This is a genomic window from Brachybacterium sp. P6-10-X1, from assembly GCF_001969445.1.
Taxonomy (GTDB): Bacteria; Actinomycetota; Actinomycetes; order Actinomycetales; family Dermabacteraceae; genus Brachybacterium.
In genome coordinates this window covers 2,714,734-2,738,779 of the sequence record NZ_CP017297.1, presented here as the reverse complement: position 1 = coordinate 2,738,779, position 24,046 = coordinate 2,714,734, and the positions used below count along the sequence as shown (strand labels likewise).

The following is a 24,046-nucleotide window of genomic DNA, read 5'->3' as shown; positions in this document are numbered from 1 at the left end:
GACGTCCCGCCCCCGTACCGGGCTCAGGGCGTCCGCACCGCCCCGAAGGTCAGCCGGCGGCGCAGCGCGAAGCCCAGTTTCTCGTACCCGGTGATCGCCGAGGTGTTGGTCGCCGCGGCATGGATCAGCGCCCGGTCGCCTCGCTGCTGGATGCCGAAGGCCACATCGAGCACCAGACGGGAGGCGAGGCCCTGGCGGCGGTGGTCCTCATCGACCGCGACGGCGCTGATCTCGGTCCAGCCCGCGGGGTGCAGGCGCTCGCCGGCCATCGCGATCAGCCGTCCGGCGCGACGGATCCCCACGTACCGCCCCAGCACGTGGGTGCGGGGGAGGAACGGGCCGGGCCTGCTGCGCTCGGTGAGGGCGAGCATGTCCTCCACGTCCGCCGCGCCGAGCTCGACCGCCTCTTCGTCGGGCCGCGCCCGGACGCGTTCGGTCTGGACGAGCTGGACGCCCGGGATGGAGAACACCGGCGCCCAGCCCTCGGGCAGCAGTGGATCGGCGTGGGAGACGCCCACCGATGCCCCGTGCCCGAAGACCTCGAGGATCGCGTCCCACACGTCCGGATGGTCCCAGTCCTTGATGCCCACGAACGGCGAGACGTCCTCGGGGAAGCGTCGCACCAGCTCATTGCCGATGGCGAGGTCGGCGTGGTGTCCGGTCAGCGAGGACCAGGCCGGATTGTCGAGCGACGCATCGAAGCCGCTGAAGGCCTCGGCGGTATCGCTGCCGTTCGGCGGGAGATCCGCCTCGCGGGCGCTGACGTGCAGCGGCTCGACAGAAGGGGTGTCCTGCAGGTCCATGCAAGCTCCTGGATCACGGGGAGTAGTCCGACGGAGTCGGCGGGGAAGGACGGCACGCTACTCCTCGCCCCCGCTCCCGACGAAGGGTCATGCCATCGGGCGTGACATATCCACCGTCGGCCCGTCGGCCCGTCGGACGCCGCAGCCCTCAGGCGCGGGGTCCCAGTGAGCGCCGCCGTGACACCCGGCGGACCAACCCTCGATCTTCCCAGCGCAGCACGAGGAGGAAGGCGACGCCGAAGCCCAGTCCCACCAGCGTGCGCAGCGCGATCGGGGAGTCGTCGGGGACGAGCAGCACCATCAGCGACCAGACGATCGCCAGCCCCAGCATCGCCGCCGACGGGAGGTCGAACGACAGCGCACGCACCCCGGTCCGTCCGTGACGCCGGACCGCCCCGGCGACGACGAGCGTGGCACCGGCTATCAGCAGCACCCCGATCCCTGTGTCGAGGTCGGAGGGTAGCGGGAGCGCGGCGAGCATCGCGAGCACCCCGAGCGCGGCCAGCGCGCTCGCGACCAGATGCAGCGACAGCGGAACGCGCTCGGTGGCCCGCGCGGCGCTGCGCGCCCTTCTGTCCTCGTCGGATGCGTGCATGCTCTCCCCCTGGTCGTCGTCCCACCGTAGGGCCGCCCGGCGCCGGCTGTCACGAACAGGCGGCGTCGGGCGGAGGTGGTGCGGGCGCCTCAGGCGACCAGGTCGTCGATCTGGTCGATCGCCGAGCGCGAGCCCTCCTCGACGCCCATGTCGAGCACGGTCTGCAGCGCTTCCCGATCGGCGTAGGAGGTCACATATGTCGCGCGGGTCCCGGCGGCGGTGGCCTGGAAGGTGCTGACGCAGGTCGAGACGGGCAGCTCCGTGTTCGGGGTGAAGTCCTCGTGCGCGAAGCCGTCCTCATAGGTGAAGGAGCGGGGTTCGTCGACCTCGAGCACGTTCCAGTATCCGGGGTGCCGCTCGCCCTCCGGTCCGGTCATGCAGTAGCTGACGCGCCCACCGGGACGGAGGTCGTGATCGACCACCGTGGCCGGGAACTCCTTCGGCCCCCACACCTTCTCGAGCTGGCGCGGGTCCGCGTAGATCTCCCAGATCCGCTGCACGGGGGCGGCGAACTCGGCGGTGATGGTGAGGGTCAGGGCGTCGAGATCGTGGCGGATGTCGGTGACAGGCATGGTCGGTCCTTCCGGTGGGGTGGGTCGGCCGAAGCGGGGTCGGACGAAGCGGGGTCGGTCGGGGCCGAGTCGGTCTCGGCGGCCAGGAACTCATCGATGCGAGCGATGTGCTCGCGCTGGATCGCTTCCAGCTCGGTCAGGAGATCGGAGGCGGAGCGGAGGGTCTCGGCGTCGCCGCGGGCCAGGGTCTCCCGCCCGTGACGACGCCTGATGATCAGGCCGGCACCCTCGAGCACCGCGACGTGCTTCTGCACCGCGGTCAGGCTCATGGAGTAATTCCTGGCCAGGGCGGAGACCGACTGCTCTCCCGTCAGTACCCGCTGCAGGATGTCGCGGCGCGTGCGGTCCGAGAGGGCGTGGAACCAGGCGTCGGCCCGGTCGTCGTCGATCCGATGCATGGCGCAAACCTACAACCAATAGGTTGTAGATAGCAAGAGGTGCTCCCGGTCGCCCGAGAGCCCTATGCTCGGTCCATGACGCAGCCGCGGGGGAGGTCGGCCGGGTACGACTGGGAGGACACGTCCGTCCCGTCGGAGCCGGACGTCCTCGAGCTGCCCGATCGCCGCCGCGATCCCCGGTCCGACGGGGACGGCGGGTCGGCCGGCGGGGCCTGCGACGGATCCGCCGTCGCTGGGCCCGACGGGGCGGGCTTCGGGGCGCCCCGCTTCGAGTACCCCGCTGAGGACGAGGCCGAACAGACCCCCCGCACGCTGCCTGCCTGGTCCATCGTCGCGATCGTCGCCCTGCAGGCGGTCGCCCTGATCGGCACGGTCTTCCTGGTGGTCGGGGGCGTGCTGCGGCTGACCGAGGGGGATCCTGCACCGACGGCGGCTCCGCCGCCTCCGTCGGCCGGGTCGACCCCGTCGGAGGGCAGCGGGCAGCAGCAGAGCCGGCCCGGCGTGGTCACGGACTCCGCCGGCGCCGAGCTGCGCGACGGGACCGGCGGTTACGAGGATCCGGCGCAGATCGGCGAGCACACCTTCAGCTGGCGCGCCTGGACCGACGGCACGATCAGCGTGCGGGGGCTCGAGGTCGACCCGGATGCCACCCTGCCCGGGGCCGACGGGGTCGACGTCGCCCAGGACGGCTACCGGCTGGTCGCCGTCACCTACGAGGTCCGCTATGACGGGCCCGGCCAGCTCGCCCCGGTCGAGGAGCTGTGGCTGACCGGGGAGACCGACCAGGCCTACCTCCGGGACGTCGCTCCGGGGCTGGTGCCCGACCCGATGCAGGAGGTGCCTCCGCTGGGCAGCGGCGAGAGCGCCGAGTTCCACAGCGTGTTCGTGGTGCCCGAGGAAGATCTGGAGGGCTTCCGGCTCGGGGTGGAGACCTACAGCGGTGAGGCGCTCTACTATGCCGTCGGCTGACGTGCGCCACGATGCCGCCGGCTGACGTGCGCCACGACCGGGCACCGGCCCATGCCGTTCGCGGGGCAGGGCTCCGAGTGCGCTAGCGTGACGGTGGCCGCCCGCCTGCGCGGCCGATGCCTGCCGCGCTGAGAAGGGCAGCGCGGCGCACCGCGCGACGGGCCACCATGAACCAGACGCCACCGACAGAGCCGCTCGGCCCCGGGGCCCCGACGCAGTTGCAGTCCGAGTCCGGCTCGCGCTCGTCGTTCTCCCTGACGGTCGGCTGCGCCTCGGTGATCCTCGGACTGGTCCTCGGCATCGGGGGCTTCTTCAGCGTGCGGGCGGTCACCGACGTGCCGACCGAGCCCGCCGCCCGCGAGACGCCGAACGTGCTGGAGACAGCTCCCGCGGGGCGCTCCGCGGCGATCCCGCTCGGCACGACCTTCCCCTACGTCGCCCCCGACTCGTTCCCCGGCGAGGCCGAGATCGCCGTCACCGAGGTCGACGGGGATGCGACCGAGGAGGTCGCCGCGGCCAGCGAGTCCAACGGGGCGCCGGATCCAGGGATGACGTACATCGAGGTCCTCGTCGACGTGACATACCACGGAGACGGCGTGCTGGAGACCTTCAGCTGGATCGACGTCCAGTACGTGGGGCCCGACGGCGGCAATCTCTCGCGCACCTTCGTCGTCACGGAGCAGACCGGGGACGTGCCCGTCGAGGTCGCGGACGGCGAGAGATTCCAGGAGTCGTTCGTGTTCACGCTCCCGCAGGATGCGCCCGAGAACGGACACTTCGTGATCACCGACGACGCCCAGAACGGCATGGGGGAGCGCACCTGGATCGAGGCGGCGTGAGCGGCGCGATCGGCGTGATCGAGAGAGTGGCCCGAGGGCTCCCCGGCTCGCGGCCCATGGTGGACACCGGAGGCCGTTCTGAGGCATGATCTACCTGAAACCCGCGGTATCAGACAACCGTGCGGGGATCCGCCTGCCCTCGACGACGAGATCGCGAAAGGTCACTGATGAGCAGCTACACCGAGCACGTCACCCGAGTCCTCATCGAGGATCGCGAGCATCCCGGGCTGGGAACGGTGGCCGTGCTGACCTTCGCCCCGCCCGAGGGGGAGGAGAAGCGCCCCGCGACCCTCGGGCCCCGTTCCATCGTCGCCGTCACCGACGCCGTCTCCACCGCGCTCGACCGTGCCGAGGCCGGGGAGATCCAGGCGATCGCCCTGACCGGGACCGGTCGTGTGTTCCTCGCCGGCGCCGACCTGTCGATGTTTGCCGATCCCACTGCGGTCCAGCACGTCGAGACCATGACCAGGGCCGCCCATGACCTTCAGGTCCGTGTCCGCACCAGCCCCGTGCCGGTGCTCGCCCATCTCAACGGCGCCGCGCTCGGCGGCGGCCTCGAGATCTCGCTGATGGCCGACGTGCGCACCGTCGCCCCCGACGTCAAGGGGATCGGCGTGCCCGAGACGAGCCTCGGGATCCTGCCCGGCTGGGGCGGCACCACCCTGCTGCAGTCCGTCGTGGGCCCCGAGACCGCGGTGCGGATGATCCTCGAGGACCCCGCCCGCGACAAGCAGCTGACCGCCGACCAGGCCTTCGAGGACGGACTGGTCGACGAGATCGCCGCCGACCTGGACGAGGCGCTCGACGAGTTCGCGGCCCTGGTCGCCGCGCACGTGGACGTCGACGAAGCCGACACCGACGTGGTCGATCCGACGGTCGTCGAAGCCGCTGCGGACCCCACCTCCGCCGTCCCCGGCGCCTGGGGCGGGCGCACCGCCCCGCTGCCCGGTGCCGACACCCCCGAGGCCGAGGCGCTGCTGGACGCGCTCGATGCCCCGCACGGCAGCGCCGAGACCCGTCGCACCTGGGCCGCCCGCCTCGAGGGGCAGGGAGCCCCCGCCGTCGGCCGTGCTCTCTCTCTGCTGCAGAAGCTGCCCGGCTCCAGCCTGCCCGAGGCGCTCCGGCGCGAGGCCGAGGCGCTCGGAGAGCTGGTCCGCTCCGACGCCGCCGCGGCCTCGATGTACTCCGCCGAGCTGCTGCGTCGCGGCAAGCCCGGCCGACACCCCGTCGAGGGGGCCCGCGAGATCCGGCGCGTCGGCGTGGCGGGCGCCGGGCTGATGGCCTCGCAGATCGCCGCGCAGCTGGCGCTGGGCCTCCAGGTCCCGGTGGTCATGCGTGACCTCGACGAGTCGATCGCCGCCAAGGGTCTGGCCGCCGCGCGCGACGTCATCGCCAAGACCGCCGCCCACGGGCGGATCGACGAGGACACCGCCACCCAGGTCGCCGGCTCGCTCTCGGCGACCACCGACCTGCAGGAGCTCGCCGGCTGCGACCTCGTGCTCGAGGCCGTCCCCGAGGTGCTGGCGATCAAGAAGTCCGTCTTCGCCGACCTCGAGAGCGTGCTCGATCCCGAGGCGCTCCTGGTCACGAACACCTCCTCGCTGTCGGTGACGCGGATGAGCGAGGGCCTCACCCATCCGGAGCGGGTCGTCGGACTGCACTTCTTCAATCCTGTCGCCAAGATGCCGCTGGTCGAGGTGATCCACACCGAGGCGACCGACGAGCGGACCCTCGCCACCGGTCTCGAGGTGGTGCGCCGTCTGCGCAAGTTCGGCGTGCGCAGCGCCGACGCCCCCGGCTTCATCGTCAACCGCCTGCTGTTCCGCGTGCTCGGTGCGGTGCTCGCCTCCCTGGACGCGGGGGCGGACCCGGCCGAGGTCGATGCATCCCTGGACGCGCTCGGGATGCCGATGCGTCCCTTCACCCTGCTGGACCTGGTGGGGCTGGGGGTCGCCGACCACGTCGGGGCCGTGCTCGCCGAGGAACTCGGGGACCGCTTCCATGCCTCGCCGGGGCTGCACGCCATGGCGGAGAAGCAGGCCCGCTTCACCGAGCACAGCAAGACGGCCGTGCACCCGCCGGTCTCCCCGACGGTGGCCGAGACCTTCGCCGCCGATGCCGCGCCGGTTCCCGGCCAGGCTCTCGTCGGGGACGCCCTGCTCGAGCGGGTCCGCGACGGCCTCGCCGAGGAGATCGCGGTGATGCTGGACAGCGGCGTCGTGGAGCGCCCCGAGCAGATCGACCTGGCGCTGATCCTCGGCGCCGGCTTCCCGCGGCATCGCGGCGGGGTGACCCCCTACCTCGATGCCTCCGGGGCGGCGCACAGGGCCGCTGACCGCAGCTTCCACGGGGAGCTGTTCACCGCGTCGAGGTGAGGCGAGGGTCGCCGTCACCGGGTGAGCCGAGGGGAGCCGTCACCGCATCGTGATGCGACGGCGCCCCGTCGTCCGCCGGAGCACGGGGTGATGAGACGTACGATGTGGCGATCGAGCCGTGGGAGGCCGATGCCACGCAGTCCCGCCACAAGAGAGGGGACGGCGCTGCGCGTGCGGCGCCGGAGGAGACCATGTCGCAGCCACCGCAGAACGAGTGGGGCCGACCCCCGTCCGAGGATCCTTACGGCCAGCCCTCCCCGAACGGCGGTTATGGTCCGGGGCAGCCCGGCGGGTACGGCCCGCCGTCTCCGAACGGCGGTTATGGTCCGGGGCAGCCCGGCGGGTACGGCCAGCCCTCCCCGAACGGCGGTTACGGCCAGGGACAGTCCGACGGCTTCGGTCACGGCGGATCGTTCGCGCCGGGCTACGGGGACACCGGAGCGGGTCCGGCGCCGCAGGGTCCGCAGAACAAGGGCCCCGGCAAGGTCGCGATCATCGTCTGCGCCGGCTGCGCTCTGCTGGTGCTGCTGCTCGTGATCGTCGGCGGCGGCATCTTCCTGTTCACGCGGGGAGGTGAGGAGCGGACCGGCGGTGAGGAGACCACGCAGGCGGAGTCCGCCGACGAGCAGACGTCCGAAGAAGCGACCGAGGGAGCTACCGAGGAGGCGACCGACGACGAGACCGCGCAGGAGGCGACGTCCGAGGAGGCCACCGCCGAGGAGACCTCGGACGAGGCGACCGACGAGGCGACCGACGACGCCGCCGCGAGCGACGCCGGGACCAAGGACTCGCCCTACGCGCTCGGCGACACCTTCACGATCGAGGACGGCGACGGCGGCGAGCTCGAGGTCGCGATCGGCACGGTGAACTGGGACGCGACCGATGAGGTCATGGCTGTCAGCGGCTCGAATCCCGAGCCGGGGGAGGACGAGACGTACATCCTGGTCCCGGTGACGATGACGTATCACGGCTCCGGCACGGCCGAGCCGGGCCTCACGCTGATGGTCGAGTACGTCTCGAGCGCCGGGAACACGTACAGCGACGAGTACGCGATGACGCCGAACGACTGGCTGGACGTCGGCACCCTGCACGACGGCGGGACCGGTGAGTGGGAGATCGGGATGATCGTCCCGAAGGACCAGATCCAGGACGGGGCGTTCACCGTGAAGGCGCTGATGGACTTCTCCGCAGACCCCGTCTGGGTCGCCGCGTCCTGACCGGAGGGCCGGGCGGGCGTCCTGACCACGGCGGAGGCGAGGTGGCCCGGACCCCGGCTCAGCGGCGCGGCGCCGCCCAGGCCTCGAGCCGCTCGAGGGCCTGCTCGATCGTCGGACGGTCCTTGCAGAAGGCCAGCCGCAGGTACGAGGACGCCTCCCCGGCCCGCCCGTCACGGTAGAACGCGGACAGCGGGATGCCCACCACCCCGGCCTCTGCGGGCAGACGCTCGCACAGAGCGGCGGCGCCGGGTTCCCCGAGCGCCGCGGCGTCGGCCACCACGAAGTACCCGGCCTCCGGCACGCTGACGCGCAACCCGATCGACCGCAGCCCGTCCAGGAGCAGGTCGCGGCGTCCGCGAAGGTCCTCGGCGAGATCATGGAAGGCCGCGGGCGGCATCGCCAGCCCGGCCGCGACGGCCGGCTGGAAGGGCGCCCCCGAGGAGTAGGTCAGCCACTGCTTCGCGCCGAGGATCGCGGTGACCAGTTCCGGCCGCGCCGTGACCCAGCCGATCTTCCACCCGGTCACCGAGAAGGTCTTGCCGGCCGAGGAGATCGTGACGGTGCGGTCCTGGGCGCCGGGCAGCGTCGCGATCGGCAGATGCGCGGGTCCGAAGGTCAGGTGCTCGTAGACCTCGTCGGTGACGATGAGGGCATCGTGCCGGGTCGCCTCCTCGACGATCGCCTGCATCGCCCCCACCCAGAGCATCAGACCGGTGGGGTTGTGCGGGGTGTTGACCAGCACCAGCCGGGTGCGATCGGTGAACGCGGCGCGCAGGTCCTCCTCGGCGACGTCGAGCACGAGATCGCCCGCCTCGTCGGTGCGCGAGCGGAGCGGGACCGTGCGGTGCACGCCGCCGGCGAGGGCGATGATCGCGGCGTACTGGTCGTAGAAGGGCTCGAGGGTGATGACCTCGTCGCCCGGTTCGACCAGCGCCAGCATCGTCGCCGCGAGCGCCTCGGTGGCGCCCGTGGTCGCCAGCACCTCGGTCGCGGGATCCCAGTGCAGTCCGTACCACTGCGCCTGGTGCCGTGCGACCGCCTCGCGCAGCTCGGACTCTCCCGGGCCGGGCGGGTACTGGTTGCGGCCGGCGCGGATCGCGGCGATCGCGGCGTCGGCCACCACGGCGGGCGGATCGTCGTCGGGGAAGCCCTGACCCAGGTTCAACGCGCCGGTCGCGACGGCCCTCGCGGACATCTGGGCGAATACTGTGGGGCGGGCCTCGCCGTCGACGAGCAGGCCGGCAGCCTGCGAGGCGCGCATCCAGGGGCCGGTGGTGTCCATGTCCCGAGTCTCTCAGAGTCCCGGCCGCGGCGGAGGAGCGTTCACGGGGCCGCGCGCTCAGCGCCGGGGGAAGACGAAGCGCCCGTAGGTGACGTACCGGAAAGAGGTCGAGACGGCCTGCCCGATGAGGGTGCCGGAGATGTTGTCGGCCAGCACCGAGTCCAGCCCCAGTACGTACCGCGAGAAGCCCAGGCAGGACAGCTGCAGACCGGAGGCGATCACGTTGATCAGGATGAACAGCATGATCGAGCGGGTGGTGTCCGGTCGCGGGCGGTCGCCGAAGGTCCACAGCCGGTTGCCCAGGTAGGTCAGGCACGAGGCGGCGGCGATCGTGAGCACCTTCGCCGTCAGCGGGTCGCCGTGCATGAGGCCCTCGCCCCAGCCGTCGGTGGGATGCCAGAACACCAGCACGTTGTACATCGCGGCATCCAGCAGGAACACGATCCCGCCGACCAGCAGGAACTTCACCGTGGAGCGCAGGTGCTCGTCGAACAGGGCACGCAGGGAGGCGCCGACCCCGCTGCGCTGCGGCGTGGGGGTCGGCGCGGGCCGGGTGGGGTCCGCGATCTCCGCCTGCGGGTCGGGCGTCAGCACGCCCGGCACTGTACCCGAGGCGTTAGGATCGACGTCCTGCCGCCGCGACGGGTCGGAGGGACCTCACATCGACCCTCTGAGCCCCTTGCGCGAGCGGCGTGACCGTTGCGACGGGTCCGACGAGAGGTCGGCGCCCTGGGAGCGCGCGGTCACGGCCGCCGCGCCGCCCCCTCGGCATTCCCTGGGGGCACGGTCCTTCCGGGCCCCGATCCGCGAGCGGCGCCCCATGACCATCGAGCAGGAAGAGATCTCATGACCCACGTCGCCCTCACCATCGCCGGCTCCGAGACCACCGGAGGTGCCGGAGCGCAGACCGACCTGAAGACGTTCCATCAGCTGGGGACCTTCGGCACCGCCGCTCTGACCTGCATCGTCTCCTTCGATCCGAGCAACGACTGGGCCCACCGCTTCGTGCCCGTCGAGCCGCAGGTGATCGCCGATCAGATCGAGGCCACCACCGCCGTGCACGACATCGACACGGTCAAGATCGGCATGCTCGGCACCCCGGCCACGATCGACACCGTCGCCGCGTCGCTCGCCGAGCGCTCCTTCACGAACGTCGTGCTGGACCCGGTGCTGATCTGCAAGGGCCAGGAGCCCGGCGCCGCCCTGGACACGGACAACGCGCTCAAGGAGCAGATCCTGCCGCTGGCCACCTTCGTGACCCCGAACCATTTCGAGGCGCTGACGCTGTCCGGGATGGAGAGCATCTCCTCCGTCGAGGACCTCACCGAGGCGGCACGTCGCATCCATGAGACCTACGACGTGATCGTGCTGGCCAAGGGCGGAGTGGTGCTCGAGGGCGAGGACGCGGTGGACGTCTTCCACGACGGCGAGCAGACCGTCGAGCTGCGCAGCCCCAAGATCGGCCAGGAGCGGGTCTCCGGCGCGGGATGCACCCTGGCCGCCGCCGTCACCGCCGAGCTCGCCAAGGGCGCGAGGCCGCTCGAGGCCGCTCGCGTGGCCAAGGACGTCGTCACCAGCTCCATCGAGCACCGCCAGGGCGGCCACGCCCCGTTCGAGGCCGTCTACCAGGGCGCCTACCAGGGCGGCTCCTCCCAGGTCTGAGGGCCTCCGGTGAGGGCCACGCCCGTGGCCGGCGCGGGCTCGGGTGAGCACCCGGCGCCGTGGCGTCGAGGCGCAACCACCCTCCCCCTGGTCACGAATCCGTTCCGACATGCGGTCTGTCGTGTCGTGATCTGGACAGATGTCGCCGCTGCGCGCATTCTCGGATCATGAACGAGAGCAGCGCGTCCTCGGGGGCGCAGGACGCGGAGCCGGCGGCGCATCCTGGAGGGGCCGGCCCGACGCGTGCGACCGATCCGTCGGCATCCGTGCCGTCCCAGCAGATCGGCGAGCCCCTGATCTCGGCCCGCGGCGTCGACAAGTATTTCGGCGACTTCCAGGCGCTGAAGGACATCCACCTCGACATCCGTCGCGGCGAGGTGGTGGCGCTGATCGGCGCCTCCGGCTCCGGCAAGTCCACCCTGTGCCGCTGCCTGAACCGTCTGGAGACCATCACCCACGGCGAGATCACCATCGACGGCGAGCTGCTGCCCGAGGAGGGCAAGGAGCTCACGAGGCTGCGCAGCGACGTCGGCATGGTCTTCCAGGCCTTCAACCTCTTCCCGCACCTGAAGGCGATCGACAACGTCACCCTGGGCCCGCGGCGGGTGCGCGGCCTCAGCAAGGCGGACGCCGACCAGCAGGCCCGGGAGCTGCTCGAGCGCGTGGGCCTGGCCGACAAGGCGAACTCCCTGCCCACCGCCCTGTCCGGCGGTCAGCAGCAGCGCGTGGCGATCGCCCGCGCCCTGGCCATGAAGCCCAAGGCGATGCTCTTCGACGAGCCCACGTCGGCGCTGGACCCCGAGGTCATCAACGAGGTCCTCGACGTCATGACCGAGCTCGCCGAACAGGGCATGACCATGCTCGTGGTCACCCACGAGATGGGCTTCGCCCGGCACGTCTGCGATCGCGTGGTCTACATGGACGAGGGCGAGATCGTCGAGCAGGGGGAGCCGGAGGAGTTCTTCACCGCTCCGCGCAGTGACCGTGCTCAGGCCTTCCTCAGCAAGATCCTCGCCCACTGACCCCGGTCCCGCCGACCACAGCACCCGCTCCCCTCCGCACCCGTCCACCATTCGTCGGCCCACCGCACCCGCCGGACCTCCCGTCGGCCCACCACCCGCCGTTCCTCCCGGAGCGCCTGAAGAATCGGAGAGATCCATGACCCCCACCAGCTCTCGACCCGGCCGTCGTGCCGTCGTCGCCGCGGCCGCCGCCCTGCCGCTCGGCGCGGCCCTGGCCGCCTGCTCCTCCGACACCGGTGCCGGTCCCGACCTCGGCGGCGGCGCGTCCGACGGCGGTGGCGAGGGCAGCCCGTACGGCGACGCCATCGCCTCCGGCCCCATCGCGGCCGACGACGTCGTCGCCGCCAGCGCCTGGGCCAGCGCGATCAAGGAAGGCGACAAGCTGGTCCGCGGCGGCACCCTCGCCAACCAGGTGTTCTCCCTGGCCAGCACGACCGGGGGTGAGCCGACCGGGTTCGACGCCGGCATCACCCAGCTGCTGGCCCAGTACATCCTCGGCGAGGGCGGGACGTCGAAGGTCGAGTACATCGACACCACCGTCGAGACGCGCGAGACCATGGTCGAGAACGGCACCGTGGACTGCGTGATCGCCACGTACTCGATCACCCCGGAGCGCCTCGAGGTCATCAACTTCGCCGGCCCCTACTACCTCTCCGGCACCGCGATCCAGGTGCGCACCGAGGACAAGGACACGATCTCCGGCCCCGAGGACCTCACCGGGCTGAAGCTGGTCACCCAGGCGAACTCCACCGGCATCCAGGCGATCGAGGAGTACGTGACGGATCCGGCGGACGTCCAGACGCTGCCGGACAACGAGTCCTGCGTGGCCGCGCTCAAGCAGGGGCGCTCCGACGCCTACGTGCTGGACCAGGGCGTGCTGCTGGGCAACTCCAAGGCCGATCCCGACGTCTCCGTGGTCGGCGAGCCCTTCGTCGACGATCCCTACGGCATCGGGCTGTCCCAGGAGAACGAGGACGCGCTCGACTTCGTGAACACCTTCCTGCAGGAGATCATCGACTCCGGCACCTGGAAGGCGCTGTGGACCGCCACCATCGGTGACGTCATCGACGGCGAGGCCCCCGAGCCGCCCACCCCGGGCGACCTGCCCGTCTGATCCGCCGACGGCGGGACGCCGCCCCTGGGAGCGCGCGCCCCGCCCACTGGCCCCGCTCACCCCGAGAGGCCCCGCATGGAAGCCATCGTCGAGAACATCCCCCTGCTGCTGCGCGGCATCGGGTACACCGTCGCGCTGACCGTGCTCGGCTACCTGCTCGCCCTGATCGTCGGCACCGCCCTGGCGGTGTGCCGCGTCAGCCCGATCCCGCCGCTGCGCTGGGCGGCGACGGTCTACGTCGAGATCTTCCGCAACATCCCCCTGCTGAGCCTGCTGATCCTGATCGCCTTCGGCCTGCCCGACGTCGGCCTGCGGCTTCCCTACTTCTGGTGCGGCGTACTGGGCCTGACCCTCTCCTCGGCCGCCTTCGTGTGCGAGAACGTGCGCTCGGGCATCAACACCGTGCCCGTCGGCCACGCCGAGGCGGCCCGCTCGATCGGCCTCGGCTTCTTCGGCACCCTGCGCTTCGTGGTGCTCCCGCAGGCCTTCCGCAGCATGATCCAGCCGCTGGTGAACGTGTTCATCGGCACGGTGATCGGCTCGGCGCTGTGCTCGGCGATCGCCGTCAGCGAGATCACCTGGGTCACGCAGACCCTCAACATCCAGTACGCGCAGGCCGTGCTGATGTTCCTGGTCGCCGGCGCCGTCTACCTCGGGATGTCCCTCGGCGGGGCGGCCCTCGGCGGCGCCCTCGAGCGCGCCGTCTCTCCGGACGGTCCCGCGGACGGCGGCCGGGACCGCAGGACGCTGGACGTCGCGGCAGGAGCACAGGCATGACCCGCGGCCGACGGACCGCGCGGCCCACCTCCCACGCCGCGACCCAGGTGCTCTTCGACGCCCCCGGCCCGAAGGGGCGACGACGCATCCTGCTGCTGTCGGTGCTCAGCACGCTGGTGATCCTGGCCCTGATCGCCGGCGGGCTGTGGCAGTTCGCCAAGAACGACCAGCTGGACCCGGACAAGTGGGTCGTCTACCTGCGGGCCGACTACCTCGCCTTCCTCGGCCGCGGCCTCGTGGGCACCCTGCAGGTCACCGCCGTCGCCGCCGTGGTCGCCTTTCCCCTCGGCCTGCTGCTGTCCCTGGCCCGCCTGGCGCGGTCCACGGTGCTGAGCGCGGCGTCCGCCACCTGGATCGAGTTCTTCCGCGGCATCCCGATGCTGCTGGTCGTCTACGCGTTCCTGCTGGCCCTGCCCGCCTTCGGCGTCACCTTCCCCCGGTTCTGGATGCTGGTCATCCCGATGATCCTGGTCTCCTCGGCCACCACGGCCGAGGTGTTCCGCGCCGGGATCAAGGCCGTGGACCGCGGCCAGCACGAGGCCGCCGCCGCGATCGGTCTGGGCCGACGCGACTCCCTGGTCCACGTGATCCTGCCGCAGGCGGTGCGTCTGGTGCTGCCCAGCCTGATCCTCGCTCTGGTCACCCTGTTGAAGGATTCCACCCTCGGCTACGTGGTCAGCTTCAACGAGCTCCAGTTCCAGGGCAAGACGATGGTCTCGATCACCCGCTACCTGGTGCAGACCTACGTGGTCGTCTCCGTCATCTACATCGTGCTGAACTTCCTGCTCACCCGCATCGCGCTCGCGCTCGACACCCGCATGAAGGCCCGCGCCACCGCCGGCTGAGCCGACGCTCCCGAGCGCCGCGCGAGTCGCTGCCGGCCCCACGACTGCCGCCCCCACCCGCACAGAGAAAGCCGGATCCGCCATGTGCCGTCTGCTCGGCGTCGTCTCCCGCGACCCCATCGCCCTGGATCGGGCGGTCGCGGAGGAGATCGAGCCCTTCACCGCCCAGTCCGAGGTCCACCGGGACGGCTGGGGCGTGGGCTGGTTCGATGACGAGGACGCCGCGGGGGCGCTCGACACCCCGGGTGCACGGGCGCGGGACGATCGGACGGACCGGGGCATCCGGCTGGCCAACCCCCGTCGGCCGCAGATCCGTCGTCACCTCGACCCGGCCCGCGAGTCCGCCGCCTACCGGGAGGCGATCGCCGCCGCACGGGGCCCGATGATGCTCGTGCACCTGCGCCGCGCGAGCCCCGGCCTGCCGCTGCGGATCGCCAACACCCACCCGTTCCGCGAGGGCGGGACGGTCTTCGCGCACAACGGCCAGTTCGACCTCATCGACCCGCTGCGGGAGGCGATCCTGGCCCGCGGCGGCCGCGCCCCCGAGGGCACCACCGACTCCGAGCTGTTCTTCTCCCTGATCACGCTCCACCAGCGCGAGGGCGACCTCGCCACCGCGATCCAGCGCGCCGCCGCCGAGCTGACCGCCCTGTGCCTGCAGCATGGCCTCCGGGTGCCCGAGGCGCTGAACTGCCTGGTGATGACGCCCGACGAGATGGTCGCCTACCAGCAGCACGATCCGGCGCAGGCGGCGCGTCACCAGAAGGTCGACATGTACGCCCTGCGGTATCGGATCGACGCCGACCGCGTCATCGTCGCCTCCACGGGGATCCCGCAGACGGGCCACCTCGAGGTGGGCGAGCGACAGGCGCTGGTGATCCAGCGCTCTGATCTCAGCGCCGGGGTGCGGCCGGCCCTGGAGGATCCCGGGCGCTGAGCGTCCCGGCCGACCGATCGGGCGGGACCGCATGCCTGATGGGTGCTGCGGCGTCGGGCCGATGACATAGGGTCGACCGCACCGGACCTCTCGGCCGTCCGCGACGGACCCTCGCTCCGCGGCCCGGGGGTCTGGACCACCGCCCGCCGCACACCGCTGCGTACGACGACCCGATGGGGAGCAGGCCGTGATCGGATTCGAGAACGTCCGCAAGGAGTACCCCGGCGGCACATTGGCCGTCGAGGACTTCAGCCTCGACGTCGCCTCGCACGAGTCCGTCGTGCTGGTGGGCTCCTCCGGATCCGGGAAGACGACCCTGATGCGCATGGTCAACCGCATGGTCGAGGCCACCTCGGGCCGCGTCCACATCGACGGCGACGACGTGGCGAGCCTGGACCCCGTGCAGCTGCGTCGCAGCATCGGCTACGTCATGCAGGCCTCGGGGCTGCTCCCGCACCGCACCGTGCTCGACAACATCACCACGGTCCCGGTGCTGCGCGGCAGCTCCCGGCGTGAGGCCCGCACCCGCGCCGGTGAGCTGATGGAGACCGTCGGCCTGGACGCCGCCCTCGGCAGGCGCTACCCCTCCCAGCTCTCCGGCGGCCAGCAGCAGCGCGTCGGCGTCGCCCGCGGCCTCGCCGCCGACCCCAACATCCTGCTGATGGACGAGCCCTTCGGCGCCGTCGACCCCATCGTCCGCAGCGAGCTGCAGCAGGAGCTGCTGCACCTGCAGCGGGACCTGAAGAAGACCATCGTCTTCGTCACCCACGACATCGACGAGGCCTTCCTGGTCGGCGACCGCGTCGTGATCCTGCGACCCGGCGGGATCATCGCGCAGGTCGGCACCCCGCAGGAGATCCTCGCCGATCCGGCCGACGACTTCGTGGCCAGCTTCGTCGGCGCCGACCGCGGCACCCGCACCCTGCACCTCGAACGGGTCGACGGGCGCGACATCGTGGTGGACGCCGACGGCCGCGCCGCCGGCGTCCTCGGGCAGTCCCAGGACGGGCAGTCCCAGGATGCGCTGCCGGCGGGGGAGACCCCCTCGTGAGCTGGGTGCTCGAGAACGTCGACGTGATCGCCGGCTACACCGGCTCCCATCTGCTGCAGGCGCTGCCGCCGATCCTGGTCGCCTTCGCCCTCTCGCTGCCGCTGGCGAAGCTTGCCAACGCCCGCGGCTGGCTGCGCACCGGCGTGACGACCACCTCCGGTCTGCTGTACGCGATCCCCTCCCTGCCGCTGTTCGTGCTGCTGCCCGGCATCGTCGGCACCAGCGTGCGCAGCCCCCTGAACATCGCGATCGCCCTGTCGCTGTACGGGCTCGCCCTGATGGTGCCCGCCGCCTCGGACGCCTTCCGCTCCGTCGACCGGACCGTGCTCAGCTCCGCCACCGCCCAGGGTTACGCCGCCGGGGCCCGCTTCCTCCACGTCGAGCTGCCGCTGGCCGGCCCGGTGCTGCTGGCCGGGGTGCGCGTGGTCGCGGTCAGCACGATCTCGCTGGTCACCGTCGGCGGCGTGCTCGGCGTCCCCAGCCTCGGCATGCTGTTCGTGGACGGCTTCCGGCGAGGCATCATCGCCGAGATCACCGCCGGCGTGGTCCTCACCGCCGCCCTCGCCCTGGTCACCGACGGCCTGCTGGTGCTGCTGGGCCGCCTGCTGATGCCCTGGTCCCGTCCCACAGCGGGGAGGCGCACATGACCGGCAACCCCTTCCTCGACGCCCTCGCCTGGCTCGTCGACCCCGTGCACTGGTCGGGTCCCTCCGGCGTCCCGGCACGCACCCTCGAGCATCTCGGATACACGGTGCTCGGCGTGCTGGTGGCGGCGCTGATCGCGATCCCCGTCGGGCTGCTGGTGGGCCACACGGGGAACGGCAAGGGCATCACCGTCACCGTCGCCGGCGCCGCCCGCGCCCTGCCCACCCTGGGCCTGGTCACCCTGTTCGCCCTGCTGCTGGGTCTGGGGCTCACCGCACCGCTGCTGGCCTTCGTCGTCCTCGCAGTGCCGTCCCTGCTGGCCGGGGCCTACTCCGCTGTCGAGTCCGCGGATCCTGCCACCGTCGATGCCGCCCGCGCCCAGGGCATGACCGAGTGGCAGATCCTGGCGAAGGTGGAGATCCCGCTGGGCATGCCGCTGATCATCGGCGGCTTCCGCGGCGCGACCGTGCAGGTGGTCGCCACCGCGATGCTCGCCGCCTATGTCGGCAACGGCGGCCTGGGGCGCTACATCTTCCTGGGGCTCGGCTCCCAGGACTATCCCCTGATGATCGCCGGCTCCCTGCTGGTGATCGCCCTCGCCCTCGTGCTCGACCTCGTCCTGCTGGTGACCCAGCGCCTGACCGCCCCGCGCGGCCGCCTGCCGGCCGAGTCCTGAACGATCTGTGAGGTGAGAGATGCTTGACCGGACGGCCCCCGACCCCTTGTTCCCCCAGATCCCCAGGAGAACCCCATGAGCATCCACAGCACCCGTCGCCATCTGCTCGGCATGTTCGGCGCCGGTGGCGTCGCCCTCGGCGCCGCCGCCTGCGGCACCTCCGATCCGTTCGAGGAGGGCGAGGGCAGCGGGGGAGACGGGGCGTCCGACGGCGGGAGCGGCGGAGACAGCCCCTCGGGACAACTCGTCATCGGCTCCCAGGCCTACTACTCCAACGAGATCATCGCCGAGCTGTTCGCGCAGTCGCTCGAGGCGGCGGGCCGGACCGTCGGCCGCGAGTACCAGATCGGCCAGCGCGAAGTGTACATGCCCGAGCTCGAGGACGGCAAGCTCGATCTGATGCCCGAATACCTCGGGAACCTGCTGCAGCACTACGATCCCGAAGCCGCCTCCGCGAGTCCCGAGGAGATCCACTCCGCGCTCGCCGAGGCGCTGCCGGAGAACCTGCGACTGCTGTCCTTCGCCGAGGCCGCCGACCAGGACTCCTACACCACCACCTCCGCGTTCGCCGAGGCGAACTCCCTGACCTCCATCGGGGACCTCGCCGGGGTCGAGGAGGACCTCAAGATCGCCGCCAACAGCGAGTTCTCCGTGCGCCCCTACGGCCCCGAGGGCGTCAAGGAGGTCTACGGCGTCGACGTCACCGTCGTGCCCGTCGAGGACTCCGGCGGCGCGCTGACCGTCCAGGCGCTCACCGACGGCGACGTGCAGCTCGCCGACCTCTACACGGCCGATCCGGCGATCCTCGCCAACGACTTGGTCGTGCTCGAGGACCCCGAATCCCTGATCCTGCCCCAGAACGTGGTTCCCGTCGTCTCCGAGAAGGTCGACGAGGATGCGGAGTCCGCGATCAACGCCGTGATCGAGGCGCTGAGCATGGACGACCTCATCGAGCTGAACCGCCAGAGCGTCGAGGAGAAGGCCGGCTCCGCCGACATCGCCTCCGGGTGGCTGAGCGAGAAGGGCCTGGTCTGAGGCGGGTGTCGGTCACGACGTCCTGACGTCGTACACGGCCATCCGCACACCGTTGGAGTAGTCGGCCGAGCGCACCAGCTCGAGCCGCTGGTGGGCGCCGCCGTCGACGAACAGGCGCTTGCCCTCGCCGAGCAGCACCGGGAAGGTCAGCAGGTGATAGCGGTCCACGAGCCCCTCCTGGGCGAGTGACTGCACGAGGGTCGCTGAGCCGTGCACCAGGATCGGCCCGCCCTCGCCGTCCTTCAGCGCCCGCACCTCGTCCAGCCCGTGCAGCAGGTGGCAGTTCTCCCAGCGCGACCCGGCGACCTCCTCGGCAGTGAGCGTCGTGGAGACCACGTGCTTGGGCATCCGGTTGTACGCGGCGAACTGCTCGTCCATGTCCGGCCACACCGGCGCGAACTCCTCGAAGGTGATCCGGCCCAGCAGCAGCGCGGACGCATCCTCCTGTTCGGTCCCCTTGAGCTCGTACGCCTCCGGCACGAACTCCAGGCCCTCGAAGGTCCACCCGGCGTGCGGGTGGTCGCCGCCTCCTGGCGCTTCCATCACCCCGTCGAGGGTGAGGAACTCGGTGACGATGAGCTCGCGGGACATGGGATCCTCCTCGGGCCGGGGCGCGACGGCGGTGTCGCGGGGCGGTCGATCCGGACCAGGATCCCACGGAAGGCTCCACGGGGTGGGGAGTGCGGGACGCTCGCATACGGGGGCGATGTCTGTCAGGCTTCGAGCAGGCGGCGACGACGCCGCTCCGCGACCTGACGCGACCTGAGGAGCACAGTGATGACCGACCACGCCACTGATCCGGCCACCGGCGAGGTCCCCGACGAGATCGTCCGCAGCATCCACGTCACGGCCACCGCCGAGACGGTCTTCGGGATCGTCCAGGAGCCCGGCTGGTTCATCAACGACGGCGAGTACCGCGAGCACGAGATCACCCGGGACGGCCCCGTCACCCGCGTCGTCGACCCGGTCCACGGCAGCTTCCAGATCGCGGTCGAGGTGCACGAGCCGCCGAACCGGGTGGCCTTCCGCTGGCTCGCCGGAGGGATCGGCGAGATCGCCGACGCCCCGAACAACACCGTCGAGTTCACCATCCGAGCCGCCGGGCCGACGAAGGCCGACGGGGTGCAGCTCATGGTGCGCGAGCGCGGTTTCGCGCGCCTCAGCCTGGACGCCGAGGTGCGCCGCCGGAACTACGAGGAGAACTCGAAGGGGTGGGAGGAGGAGCTCGAGGTCGCCCGCGCCCTCGCCGAGAAGGGGCGCTGACGCGCCGGTCGTCGGCACCGGTTCCACCGATACGATCCGGTCCCGGACCGTTTCGGGGGGACCGCCCTGCGTGTCCCGGGGTCCGGGACCGGGATACCCTCGAGGAATGGGCAGGGTCACCGAATCGGCGCGGATCCGCACCGTCAGGGTGCGCGAGGGCACGCTCTACGCCGGGCGCAAGGGGGACCGCGTCGCCGTCGAGGAACCGCTGGACATCCGGGTGAACGGCCAGCAGCTCAGCCTCACCATGCGCACCCCCGGCCAGGACATCGAGCTGATCCACGGGTTCCTCCACGCCGAAGGCATCATCGCCCATCGTGAGGACATCACCGAGGCGCGCTACTGCGACGGCGCGGTGGTCGACGACGGCACCGGCTTCGCCCGCAACACCTACAACGTCATGGACTTCACCACCACGGGGCCGCAGCTGTTGCCCCTGGTCACGAAGAACTTCACCACCACCTCGGCCTGCGGGGTGTGCGGTTCCGAGAGCATCGACGCGGTGCGGCAGAAGGGCCGGTACACGCTGGAGCAGGACTGGTCCCTCGACCCCCGGACGATCCTCGCGGCTGCCCGCGCGCTCTCCGGGCAGCAGACCGTCTTCGCCCGCACCGGCGGCGTCCACGCCGCCGCCCTCGTCGACCGGGCCGGGAATCTCCTGGTGGTCCGGGAGGACGTCGGCCGCCACAACGCGGTCGACAAGGCCATCGGCTGGGCCCTGCTCGAGGATCGACTGCCGCTGGGGGACTGCTTCCTGCTGGTCTCCTCCCGCGCGAGCTTCGAGATCGCCCAGAAGGCCTACATGGCCGGGATCCCTCTGCTGGCCTGCGTCTCCGCCGCCAGCTCCTTGTCCGTCGACACCGCCGACGAGGTCGGCATGACCCTGCTCGGCTTCACCCGCGCGGCCGAGGACGGCGACGGGCGCATGAACGTCTACACCCATCCGGACCGCCTCGATCTCAGCGGTGTCGAGGGCTGACCCCGCGCGATCGCCCTCCCGCGCCGCTGCGCCACGCCGCACCGCCGCGCCGGGTGATTGCTTCGTTCTCTGCCGTCCCGGGGGCGAAATCGGCTGAGAAGCTGACACAAGCTGCGGGTACAGTGCCTCGGTGACCACAGTCGACGCTGATCTCGCACGTTTCTGGGCTCGAGCCCGCGCTCAGCACGCCCACCTCCCGCCAGAGCCCCCGGAAGCCTGGGCCTTCGGTGCCACCGCGCAGCACGCCGACGATCTGCTCGCGCTGGTGCTCGCGGGAACGAAGACGGCGACGGCCTCGGCGGTCGGGGATTACGAGGATGAGCAGGAGCCGGTACCGACCGTCGGCGAGCTGTCGATCATCCTCGACGGAGCCGCGGCGCCTCGGGCGATCCTCGAGGTGACCGCGATCGACATCGTGCCGTTCGACGAGGTCACCGCGGAGCACGCCCGGGCCGAGGGCGAGGACGACCGCACCTTGGCCTCCTGGCGACGCATCCACGAGGACTTCTGGCGCACCTACTCGGCGCGGGGGTTCGCTCCCGACATGCTGGTGGTCTGCGAGAGCTTCCGCGTCGTCTTCGCGGCCCCGAGCGGTCGCGAGTGAGGGTTCGGCGCGGAGACCCGTCGACCGCACGGTGCTATTTCGGCGGGGCCGCGCTGCGGTGAGACCTTTCCTCCCCTTCGGCGTGCTGTCCACATCCCGCCGGGGTCGGTGGAGCGCAAGACCCTCGCTGGCTACGGTCACGCCATGCGACGTCCGCTCGAGAAGCACGCCGGAGCGCTGCTGTCCTCCCGGCAATGGGCCGAGCTCGGGTTTCATACGCGTGACCTGGCCTCGGATCATTTCACCACGGTGTTCCCGGGATACCGCACGCCCACCGACCATCCGGCGTCGGTCAACACCATGGCCCGGATCCTGCAGAATCGGGTGCAGGTCGGCTGCGTGCTGAGCCACACGACGGCTGCACTCTTCTGGGGCGTCCCGTTTCCGCTGACCCTCGATGCGGGGATCAGCGCCCTGTCCGGCTCGCGACCGTGGGCCTCCGACGGGACGTTGAGGATCCCTTCGCTCGAGCCGGGTCGCTCGCTGCGCGCGGGGGCGAAGCTCCCGGTCCTGCGCTGTCGGGTCGAACGGGCAGGCACGTCTGGCGTCGGGCGCGGAGCAATCGTCCATCGTCTGCGGCCCGGGCGGACTGCTCGGCTCGATGCCCTCACGGTCTCCGCCGTGCCCGAGGTGCTCCGGGAACTGGCGACGATGATGCCCTTATGGGACCTCGTGGCGTCCGTCGAGGCGATCATCGGCCCTAATTTCCGCTATCCGGGCCAGACGATCTCCTCGATGATCGATGAGGTGGAAGAGAGCCGCGGCCACCACGGCATTCCACGCCTCCTGGACGCCTTGCAGCGGGCTCAGCCGTCCGTGCGCTCCCCGGGGGAGACGATCATGCGGCTGCTCCTCGAGGCCACAGGGTTTCCGCCGGCGGTCCCGAATCTCCCCGTGCATCACCCGACGACGGGACAGCGGCGCGAGATCGATCTTGCCTGGGAGCGAGCGCAGGTCGGTCTGGAGTACGACGGGGAGGGCCATCGACTCACGAAGCAGCAGTGGAGGCTCGATGAGGTCCGACGCGACGAACTCGCCTCCTACGGCTGGTCCCTCGCCCGTGCGAACGGTGCGGATCTCCGTCATCCGCTGCGGATCCTGCTCAGGCTCCGGCGCACGCTCGGGCAGCGCGGTGTGCACGTCCCGAGCGAGCAGCACATTCGGCGGACGGTCGACACGGTGCGGCGGACGCGCCTCTCGCTGCGGATCGCTCCGCTCGGCGCATGACACGCGGCGTGCCACGAGATTGCTTCATCCTCAGCCATTTTCGGCCCACGAATGGCTGAGAACCTGACACAGAGGGGGTTGGCGTGGGCGCGGCGACGGGGCGTGGGCGCGGCAACGGGGGTGAGTGCGGGTGGACGGCGTCTCACCGCAGCGCCAGCAGGCTCGCGGCCGTGACCTCGTCGATCACCAGATCGGTCGCGACCCCGGCGCGCAGGGCGGCGCGCAGCGGCAGCGCCTTGCGGGAGCCGGAGACGACGAGCAGCCGGTGGGCGATGCGGGAAAGACGGTGGGGATCGGTCCCGGAGCCGCGCGCGTTCATCGCGATGTCCCGGAAGGAGCCGTCGGCCCGCAGGAACACGGTGCACACGTCGCCGACGGCACCGTCGGCCCGCAGCGAGGCCAGGTCCTCGCCGGTGAGGTAGTTGTTCGTGTAGACGTGGCTGGGCACCTCCGCGTCGAAGGCCCCCACGCTGAAGACGGCCAGGGTGGTCTGCCGCTGGGTCTCCAGCACCTTCTGCACCGAGCGCTCGCGCCACATCGCCTCCCGGGTGGCGGCGTAGTCGAAGAAGGCCGGGACCGGGAAGTGGTGGACGGTCGCGTCCCAGAGCGTCGCCGCGCGGGCCAGCACGGTCGAGATGTAGGTGAGCCCGGTGCCCTCCGTGTTGATCGCGCCGTTCAGCTGCACGATGCGCAGCCCGGGGATCGGGCGCGCCCGCACGCTGCCCAGGATCGACGCGATCGTGGTGCCCCAGGCGAGCCCCAGGGTCATGCCCGGCTCGAGCATCTCGTCGAGCACATCGGCGCCTGCGTCGGCCACCGCCTCCAGCCGCTCGTGCTCGCCGTCGCCGCGACGGGCGGGCACCACGCGCGTGCGCACCCCGAACTTGTGGGCGATCCGCCGGCGCAGCTCCTCGACCCGGTGGGCGTCCGGCGGGCGCAGCGTGATCTGGACCAGCCCGGCCTCCCGGGCATCGCGCAGCATCCGGGAGACCGTCGAGCGGGAGACCTCGAGGTCGATGGCGATCGACTCCATGGTGCGGCCCTCGCCGTAGTACATCCGTGCAGCCTCGAAGAGCGTGTCGGGGCGCGATGCGGGATTCATGACATCAGTCTTGCACGTTCGTGCACAGAGTTTGCGTTCTGCTGCACGACGATTCGA

The 24,046-nt window shown here is 71.4% G+C and carries 26 protein-coding genes; 18 read left to right on the top strand and 8 right to left on the bottom strand.

Going from position 1 to position 24,046, the window contains the following annotated elements:
- Positions 1-23: 23 nt before the first annotated feature.
- The 4 genes from BH708_RS12285 to BH708_RS12270 all read right to left on the bottom strand — a co-directional run bounded on the left by BH708_RS12285 (position 24) and on the right by BH708_RS12270 (position 2,368).
- On the bottom strand, positions 24-803 hold the full coding sequence (locus BH708_RS12285; protein WP_076809055.1) for a GNAT family N-acetyltransferase: 780 nt from the start codon (positions 801-803) through the stop codon (positions 24-26).
- Between the two features lie 148 nt (positions 804-951).
- Positions 952-1,398: a hypothetical protein gene (locus tag BH708_RS12280; RefSeq protein WP_076809053.1), complete on the bottom strand. Its 447-nt coding sequence runs from the start codon at positions 1,396-1,398 to the stop codon at positions 952-954.
- A gap of 89 nt (positions 1,399-1,487) precedes the next feature.
- On the bottom strand, positions 1,488-1,970 hold the full coding sequence (locus BH708_RS12275) for an SRPBCC domain-containing protein (protein WP_076809051.1): 483 nt from the start codon (positions 1,968-1,970) through the stop codon (positions 1,488-1,490).
- Positions 1,931-2,368, bottom strand: coding sequence for a helix-turn-helix transcriptional regulator (locus BH708_RS12270; protein ID WP_076809049.1), 438 nt, complete (start codon positions 2,366-2,368; stop codon positions 1,931-1,933). Before BH708_RS12270 ends, BH708_RS12275 begins: the two co-directional genes overlap by 40 nt.
- Positions 2,369-2,443: 75 nt before the next feature.
- On the opposite strand from BH708_RS12270, the gene BH708_RS12265 reads away from it, so the two are divergent.
- The 4 genes from BH708_RS12265 to BH708_RS12250 all read left to right on the top strand — a co-directional run bounded on the left by BH708_RS12265 (position 2,444) and on the right by BH708_RS12250 (position 7,768).
- Entirely contained in the window at positions 2,444-3,337 is an 894-nt protein-coding gene (locus BH708_RS12265; protein ID WP_076809047.1) for a hypothetical protein, read from the top strand.
- Positions 3,338-3,504: 167 nt separating this feature from the next.
- On the top strand, positions 3,505-4,176 hold the full coding sequence (locus tag BH708_RS12260) for a hypothetical protein (protein ID WP_076809045.1): 672 nt from the start codon (positions 3,505-3,507) through the stop codon (positions 4,174-4,176).
- 167 nt (positions 4,177-4,343) lie between these two features.
- Entirely contained in the window at positions 4,344-6,551 is a 2,208-nt protein-coding gene (locus BH708_RS12255; protein ID WP_076809044.1) for a 3-hydroxyacyl-CoA dehydrogenase NAD-binding domain-containing protein, read from the top strand.
- Positions 6,552-6,742: 191 nt separating this feature from the next.
- Complete coding sequence (locus tag BH708_RS12250; protein WP_157235928.1) at positions 6,743-7,768, top strand: hypothetical protein; 1,026 nt, start codon at positions 6,743-6,745, stop codon at positions 7,766-7,768.
- Positions 7,769-7,826: 58 nt separating this feature from the next.
- Here the strand turns inward: BH708_RS12250 and BH708_RS12245 are convergent, their stop codons facing one another.
- Positions 7,827-9,050: an aminotransferase class I/II-fold pyridoxal phosphate-dependent enzyme gene (locus BH708_RS12245; protein WP_076809040.1), complete on the bottom strand. Its 1,224-nt coding sequence runs from the start codon at positions 9,048-9,050 to the stop codon at positions 7,827-7,829.
- 57 nt (positions 9,051-9,107) lie between these two features.
- Entirely contained in the window at positions 9,108-9,644 is a 537-nt protein-coding gene (locus BH708_RS12240; protein ID WP_253705316.1) for a GtrA family protein, read from the bottom strand.
- A gap of 252 nt (positions 9,645-9,896) precedes the next feature.
- Between BH708_RS12240 and BH708_RS12235 the strand changes: the two genes are divergently transcribed.
- The 10 genes from BH708_RS12235 to BH708_RS12190 all read left to right on the top strand — a co-directional run bounded on the left by BH708_RS12235 (position 9,897) and on the right by BH708_RS12190 (position 18,814).
- On the top strand, positions 9,897-10,712 hold the full coding sequence (locus BH708_RS12235) for a hydroxymethylpyrimidine/phosphomethylpyrimidine kinase (protein WP_076809037.1): 816 nt from the start codon (positions 9,897-9,899) through the stop codon (positions 10,710-10,712).
- Positions 10,713-10,879: 167 nt separating this feature from the next.
- Positions 10,880-11,734: an amino acid ABC transporter ATP-binding protein gene (locus BH708_RS12230; protein WP_305764388.1), complete on the top strand. Its 855-nt coding sequence runs from the start codon at positions 10,880-10,882 to the stop codon at positions 11,732-11,734.
- Between the two features lie 136 nt (positions 11,735-11,870).
- Positions 11,871-12,848, top strand: coding sequence for a glutamate ABC transporter substrate-binding protein (locus tag BH708_RS12225; protein WP_076809035.1), 978 nt, complete (start codon positions 11,871-11,873; stop codon positions 12,846-12,848).
- A gap of 75 nt (positions 12,849-12,923) precedes the next feature.
- On the top strand, positions 12,924-13,625 hold the full coding sequence (locus BH708_RS12220; protein ID WP_076809033.1) for an amino acid ABC transporter permease: 702 nt from the start codon (positions 12,924-12,926) through the stop codon (positions 13,623-13,625).
- Positions 13,622-14,470 carry an amino acid ABC transporter permease gene (locus tag BH708_RS12215; protein ID WP_076809031.1) on the top strand — a complete coding sequence of 283 codons (849 nt, stop codon included), beginning with the start codon at positions 13,622-13,624 and terminating at the stop codon, positions 14,468-14,470. Before BH708_RS12220 ends, BH708_RS12215 begins: the two co-directional genes overlap by 4 nt.
- 82 nt (positions 14,471-14,552) lie before the next feature.
- The gene (locus BH708_RS12210) at positions 14,553-15,407 is read left to right on the top strand and encodes a class II glutamine amidotransferase (protein ID WP_076809030.1); all 855 of its coding nucleotides are present in this window, start codon (positions 14,553-14,555) and stop codon (positions 15,405-15,407) included.
- Between the two features lie 187 nt (positions 15,408-15,594).
- Positions 15,595-16,458 (top strand): ABC transporter ATP-binding protein, encoded by an 864-nt coding sequence (locus BH708_RS12205; protein WP_076809029.1) that lies wholly within the window; start codon positions 15,595-15,597, stop codon positions 16,456-16,458.
- A complete protein-coding gene (locus BH708_RS12200; RefSeq protein WP_076809027.1) occupies positions 16,455-17,105 on the top strand; it encodes an ABC transporter permease in 651 nt (216 codons plus the stop codon). Before BH708_RS12205 ends, BH708_RS12200 begins: the two co-directional genes overlap by 4 nt.
- Positions 17,102-17,779, top strand: a complete 678-nt coding sequence (locus BH708_RS12195; protein ID WP_076809026.1) for an ABC transporter permease — start codon at positions 17,102-17,104, stop codon at positions 17,777-17,779. Before BH708_RS12200 ends, BH708_RS12195 begins: the two co-directional genes overlap by 4 nt.
- Before the next feature lie 75 nt (positions 17,780-17,854).
- On the top strand, positions 17,855-18,814 hold the full coding sequence (locus BH708_RS12190; protein ID WP_076809024.1) for an ABC transporter substrate-binding protein: 960 nt from the start codon (positions 17,855-17,857) through the stop codon (positions 18,812-18,814).
- A gap of 12 nt (positions 18,815-18,826) precedes the next feature.
- Here BH708_RS12190 and BH708_RS12185 read toward each other — a convergent pair whose 3' ends face one another.
- The gene (locus BH708_RS12185; RefSeq protein ID WP_076809021.1) at positions 18,827-19,405 is read right to left on the bottom strand and encodes a dihydrofolate reductase family protein; all 579 of its coding nucleotides are present in this window, start codon (positions 19,403-19,405) and stop codon (positions 18,827-18,829) included.
- 186 nt (positions 19,406-19,591) lie between these two features.
- Between BH708_RS12185 and BH708_RS12180 the strand changes: the two genes are divergently transcribed.
- From BH708_RS12180 to BH708_RS12165, 4 genes are all read left to right on the top strand, one after another.
- Entirely contained in the window at positions 19,592-20,077 is a 486-nt protein-coding gene (locus BH708_RS12180) for a polyketide cyclase (RefSeq protein WP_076809019.1), read from the top strand.
- 106 nt (positions 20,078-20,183) lie between these two features.
- Positions 20,184-21,056, top strand: coding sequence for a formate dehydrogenase accessory sulfurtransferase FdhD (gene fdhD, locus BH708_RS12175; protein WP_076809017.1), 873 nt, complete (start codon positions 20,184-20,186; stop codon positions 21,054-21,056).
- Positions 21,057-21,186: 130 nt separating this feature from the next.
- A complete protein-coding gene (locus BH708_RS12170; protein ID WP_076809015.1) occupies positions 21,187-21,660 on the top strand; it encodes an ASCH domain-containing protein in 474 nt (157 codons plus the stop codon).
- Between the two features lie 144 nt (positions 21,661-21,804).
- Positions 21,805-22,887 carry a hypothetical protein gene (locus tag BH708_RS12165; RefSeq protein ID WP_076809013.1) on the top strand — a complete coding sequence of 361 codons (1,083 nt, stop codon included), beginning with the start codon at positions 21,805-21,807 and terminating at the stop codon, positions 22,885-22,887.
- 142 nt (positions 22,888-23,029) lie between these two features.
- Here BH708_RS12165 and BH708_RS12160 read toward each other — a convergent pair whose 3' ends face one another.
- Complete coding sequence (locus BH708_RS12160) at positions 23,030-23,989, bottom strand: sugar-binding transcriptional regulator (RefSeq protein ID WP_076809011.1); 960 nt, start codon at positions 23,987-23,989, stop codon at positions 23,030-23,032.
- Positions 23,990-24,046: the final 57 nt, after the last annotated feature.

Bases quoted from the DNA above. Each gene is read 5' to 3' on its own strand.
- BH708_RS12285 (WP_076809055.1), bottom strand. From the start codon at position 803: ATGGACCTGCAGGACACCCCTTCTGTCGAGCCGCTGCACGTCAGCGCC.
- BH708_RS12280 (WP_076809053.1), bottom strand. From the start codon at position 1,398: ATGCACGCATCCGACGAGGACAGAAGGGCGCGCAGCGCCGCGCGGGCC.
- BH708_RS12275 (WP_076809051.1), bottom strand. From the start codon at position 1,970: ATGCCTGTCACCGACATCCGCCACGATCTCGACGCCCTGACCCTCACC.
- BH708_RS12270 (WP_076809049.1), bottom strand. From the start codon at position 2,368: ATGCATCGGATCGACGACGACCGGGCCGACGCCTGGTTCCACGCCCTC.
- BH708_RS12265 (WP_076809047.1), top strand. From the start codon at position 2,444: ATGACGCAGCCGCGGGGGAGGTCGGCCGGGTACGACTGGGAGGACACG.
- BH708_RS12260 (WP_076809045.1), top strand. From the start codon at position 3,505: ATGAACCAGACGCCACCGACAGAGCCGCTCGGCCCCGGGGCCCCGACG.
- BH708_RS12255 (WP_076809044.1), top strand. From the start codon at position 4,344: ATGAGCAGCTACACCGAGCACGTCACCCGAGTCCTCATCGAGGATCGC.
- BH708_RS12250 (WP_157235928.1), top strand. From the start codon at position 6,743: ATGTCGCAGCCACCGCAGAACGAGTGGGGCCGACCCCCGTCCGAGGAT.
- BH708_RS12245 (WP_076809040.1), bottom strand. From the start codon at position 9,050: ATGGACACCACCGGCCCCTGGATGCGCGCCTCGCAGGCTGCCGGCCTG.
- BH708_RS12235 (WP_076809037.1), top strand. From the start codon at position 9,897: ATGACCCACGTCGCCCTCACCATCGCCGGCTCCGAGACCACCGGAGGT.
- BH708_RS12230 (WP_305764388.1), top strand. From the start codon at position 10,880: ATGAACGAGAGCAGCGCGTCCTCGGGGGCGCAGGACGCGGAGCCGGCG.
- BH708_RS12225 (WP_076809035.1), top strand. From the start codon at position 11,871: ATGACCCCCACCAGCTCTCGACCCGGCCGTCGTGCCGTCGTCGCCGCG.
- BH708_RS12220 (WP_076809033.1), top strand. From the start codon at position 12,924: ATGGAAGCCATCGTCGAGAACATCCCCCTGCTGCTGCGCGGCATCGGG.
- BH708_RS12215 (WP_076809031.1), top strand. From the start codon at position 13,622: ATGACCCGCGGCCGACGGACCGCGCGGCCCACCTCCCACGCCGCGACC.
- BH708_RS12210 (WP_076809030.1), top strand. From the start codon at position 14,553: ATGTGCCGTCTGCTCGGCGTCGTCTCCCGCGACCCCATCGCCCTGGAT.
- BH708_RS12195 (WP_076809026.1), top strand. From the start codon at position 17,102: ATGACCGGCAACCCCTTCCTCGACGCCCTCGCCTGGCTCGTCGACCCC.
- BH708_RS12190 (WP_076809024.1), top strand. From the start codon at position 17,855: ATGAGCATCCACAGCACCCGTCGCCATCTGCTCGGCATGTTCGGCGCC.
- BH708_RS12185 (WP_076809021.1), bottom strand. From the start codon at position 19,405: ATGTCCCGCGAGCTCATCGTCACCGAGTTCCTCACCCTCGACGGGGTG.
- BH708_RS12180 (WP_076809019.1), top strand. From the start codon at position 19,592: ATGACCGACCACGCCACTGATCCGGCCACCGGCGAGGTCCCCGACGAG.
- fdhD (WP_076809017.1), top strand. From the start codon at position 20,184: ATGGGCAGGGTCACCGAATCGGCGCGGATCCGCACCGTCAGGGTGCGC.
- BH708_RS12165 (WP_076809013.1), top strand. From the start codon at position 21,805: ATGCGACGTCCGCTCGAGAAGCACGCCGGAGCGCTGCTGTCCTCCCGG.
- BH708_RS12160 (WP_076809011.1), bottom strand. From the start codon at position 23,989: ATGAATCCCGCATCGCGCCCCGACACGCTCTTCGAGGCTGCACGGATG.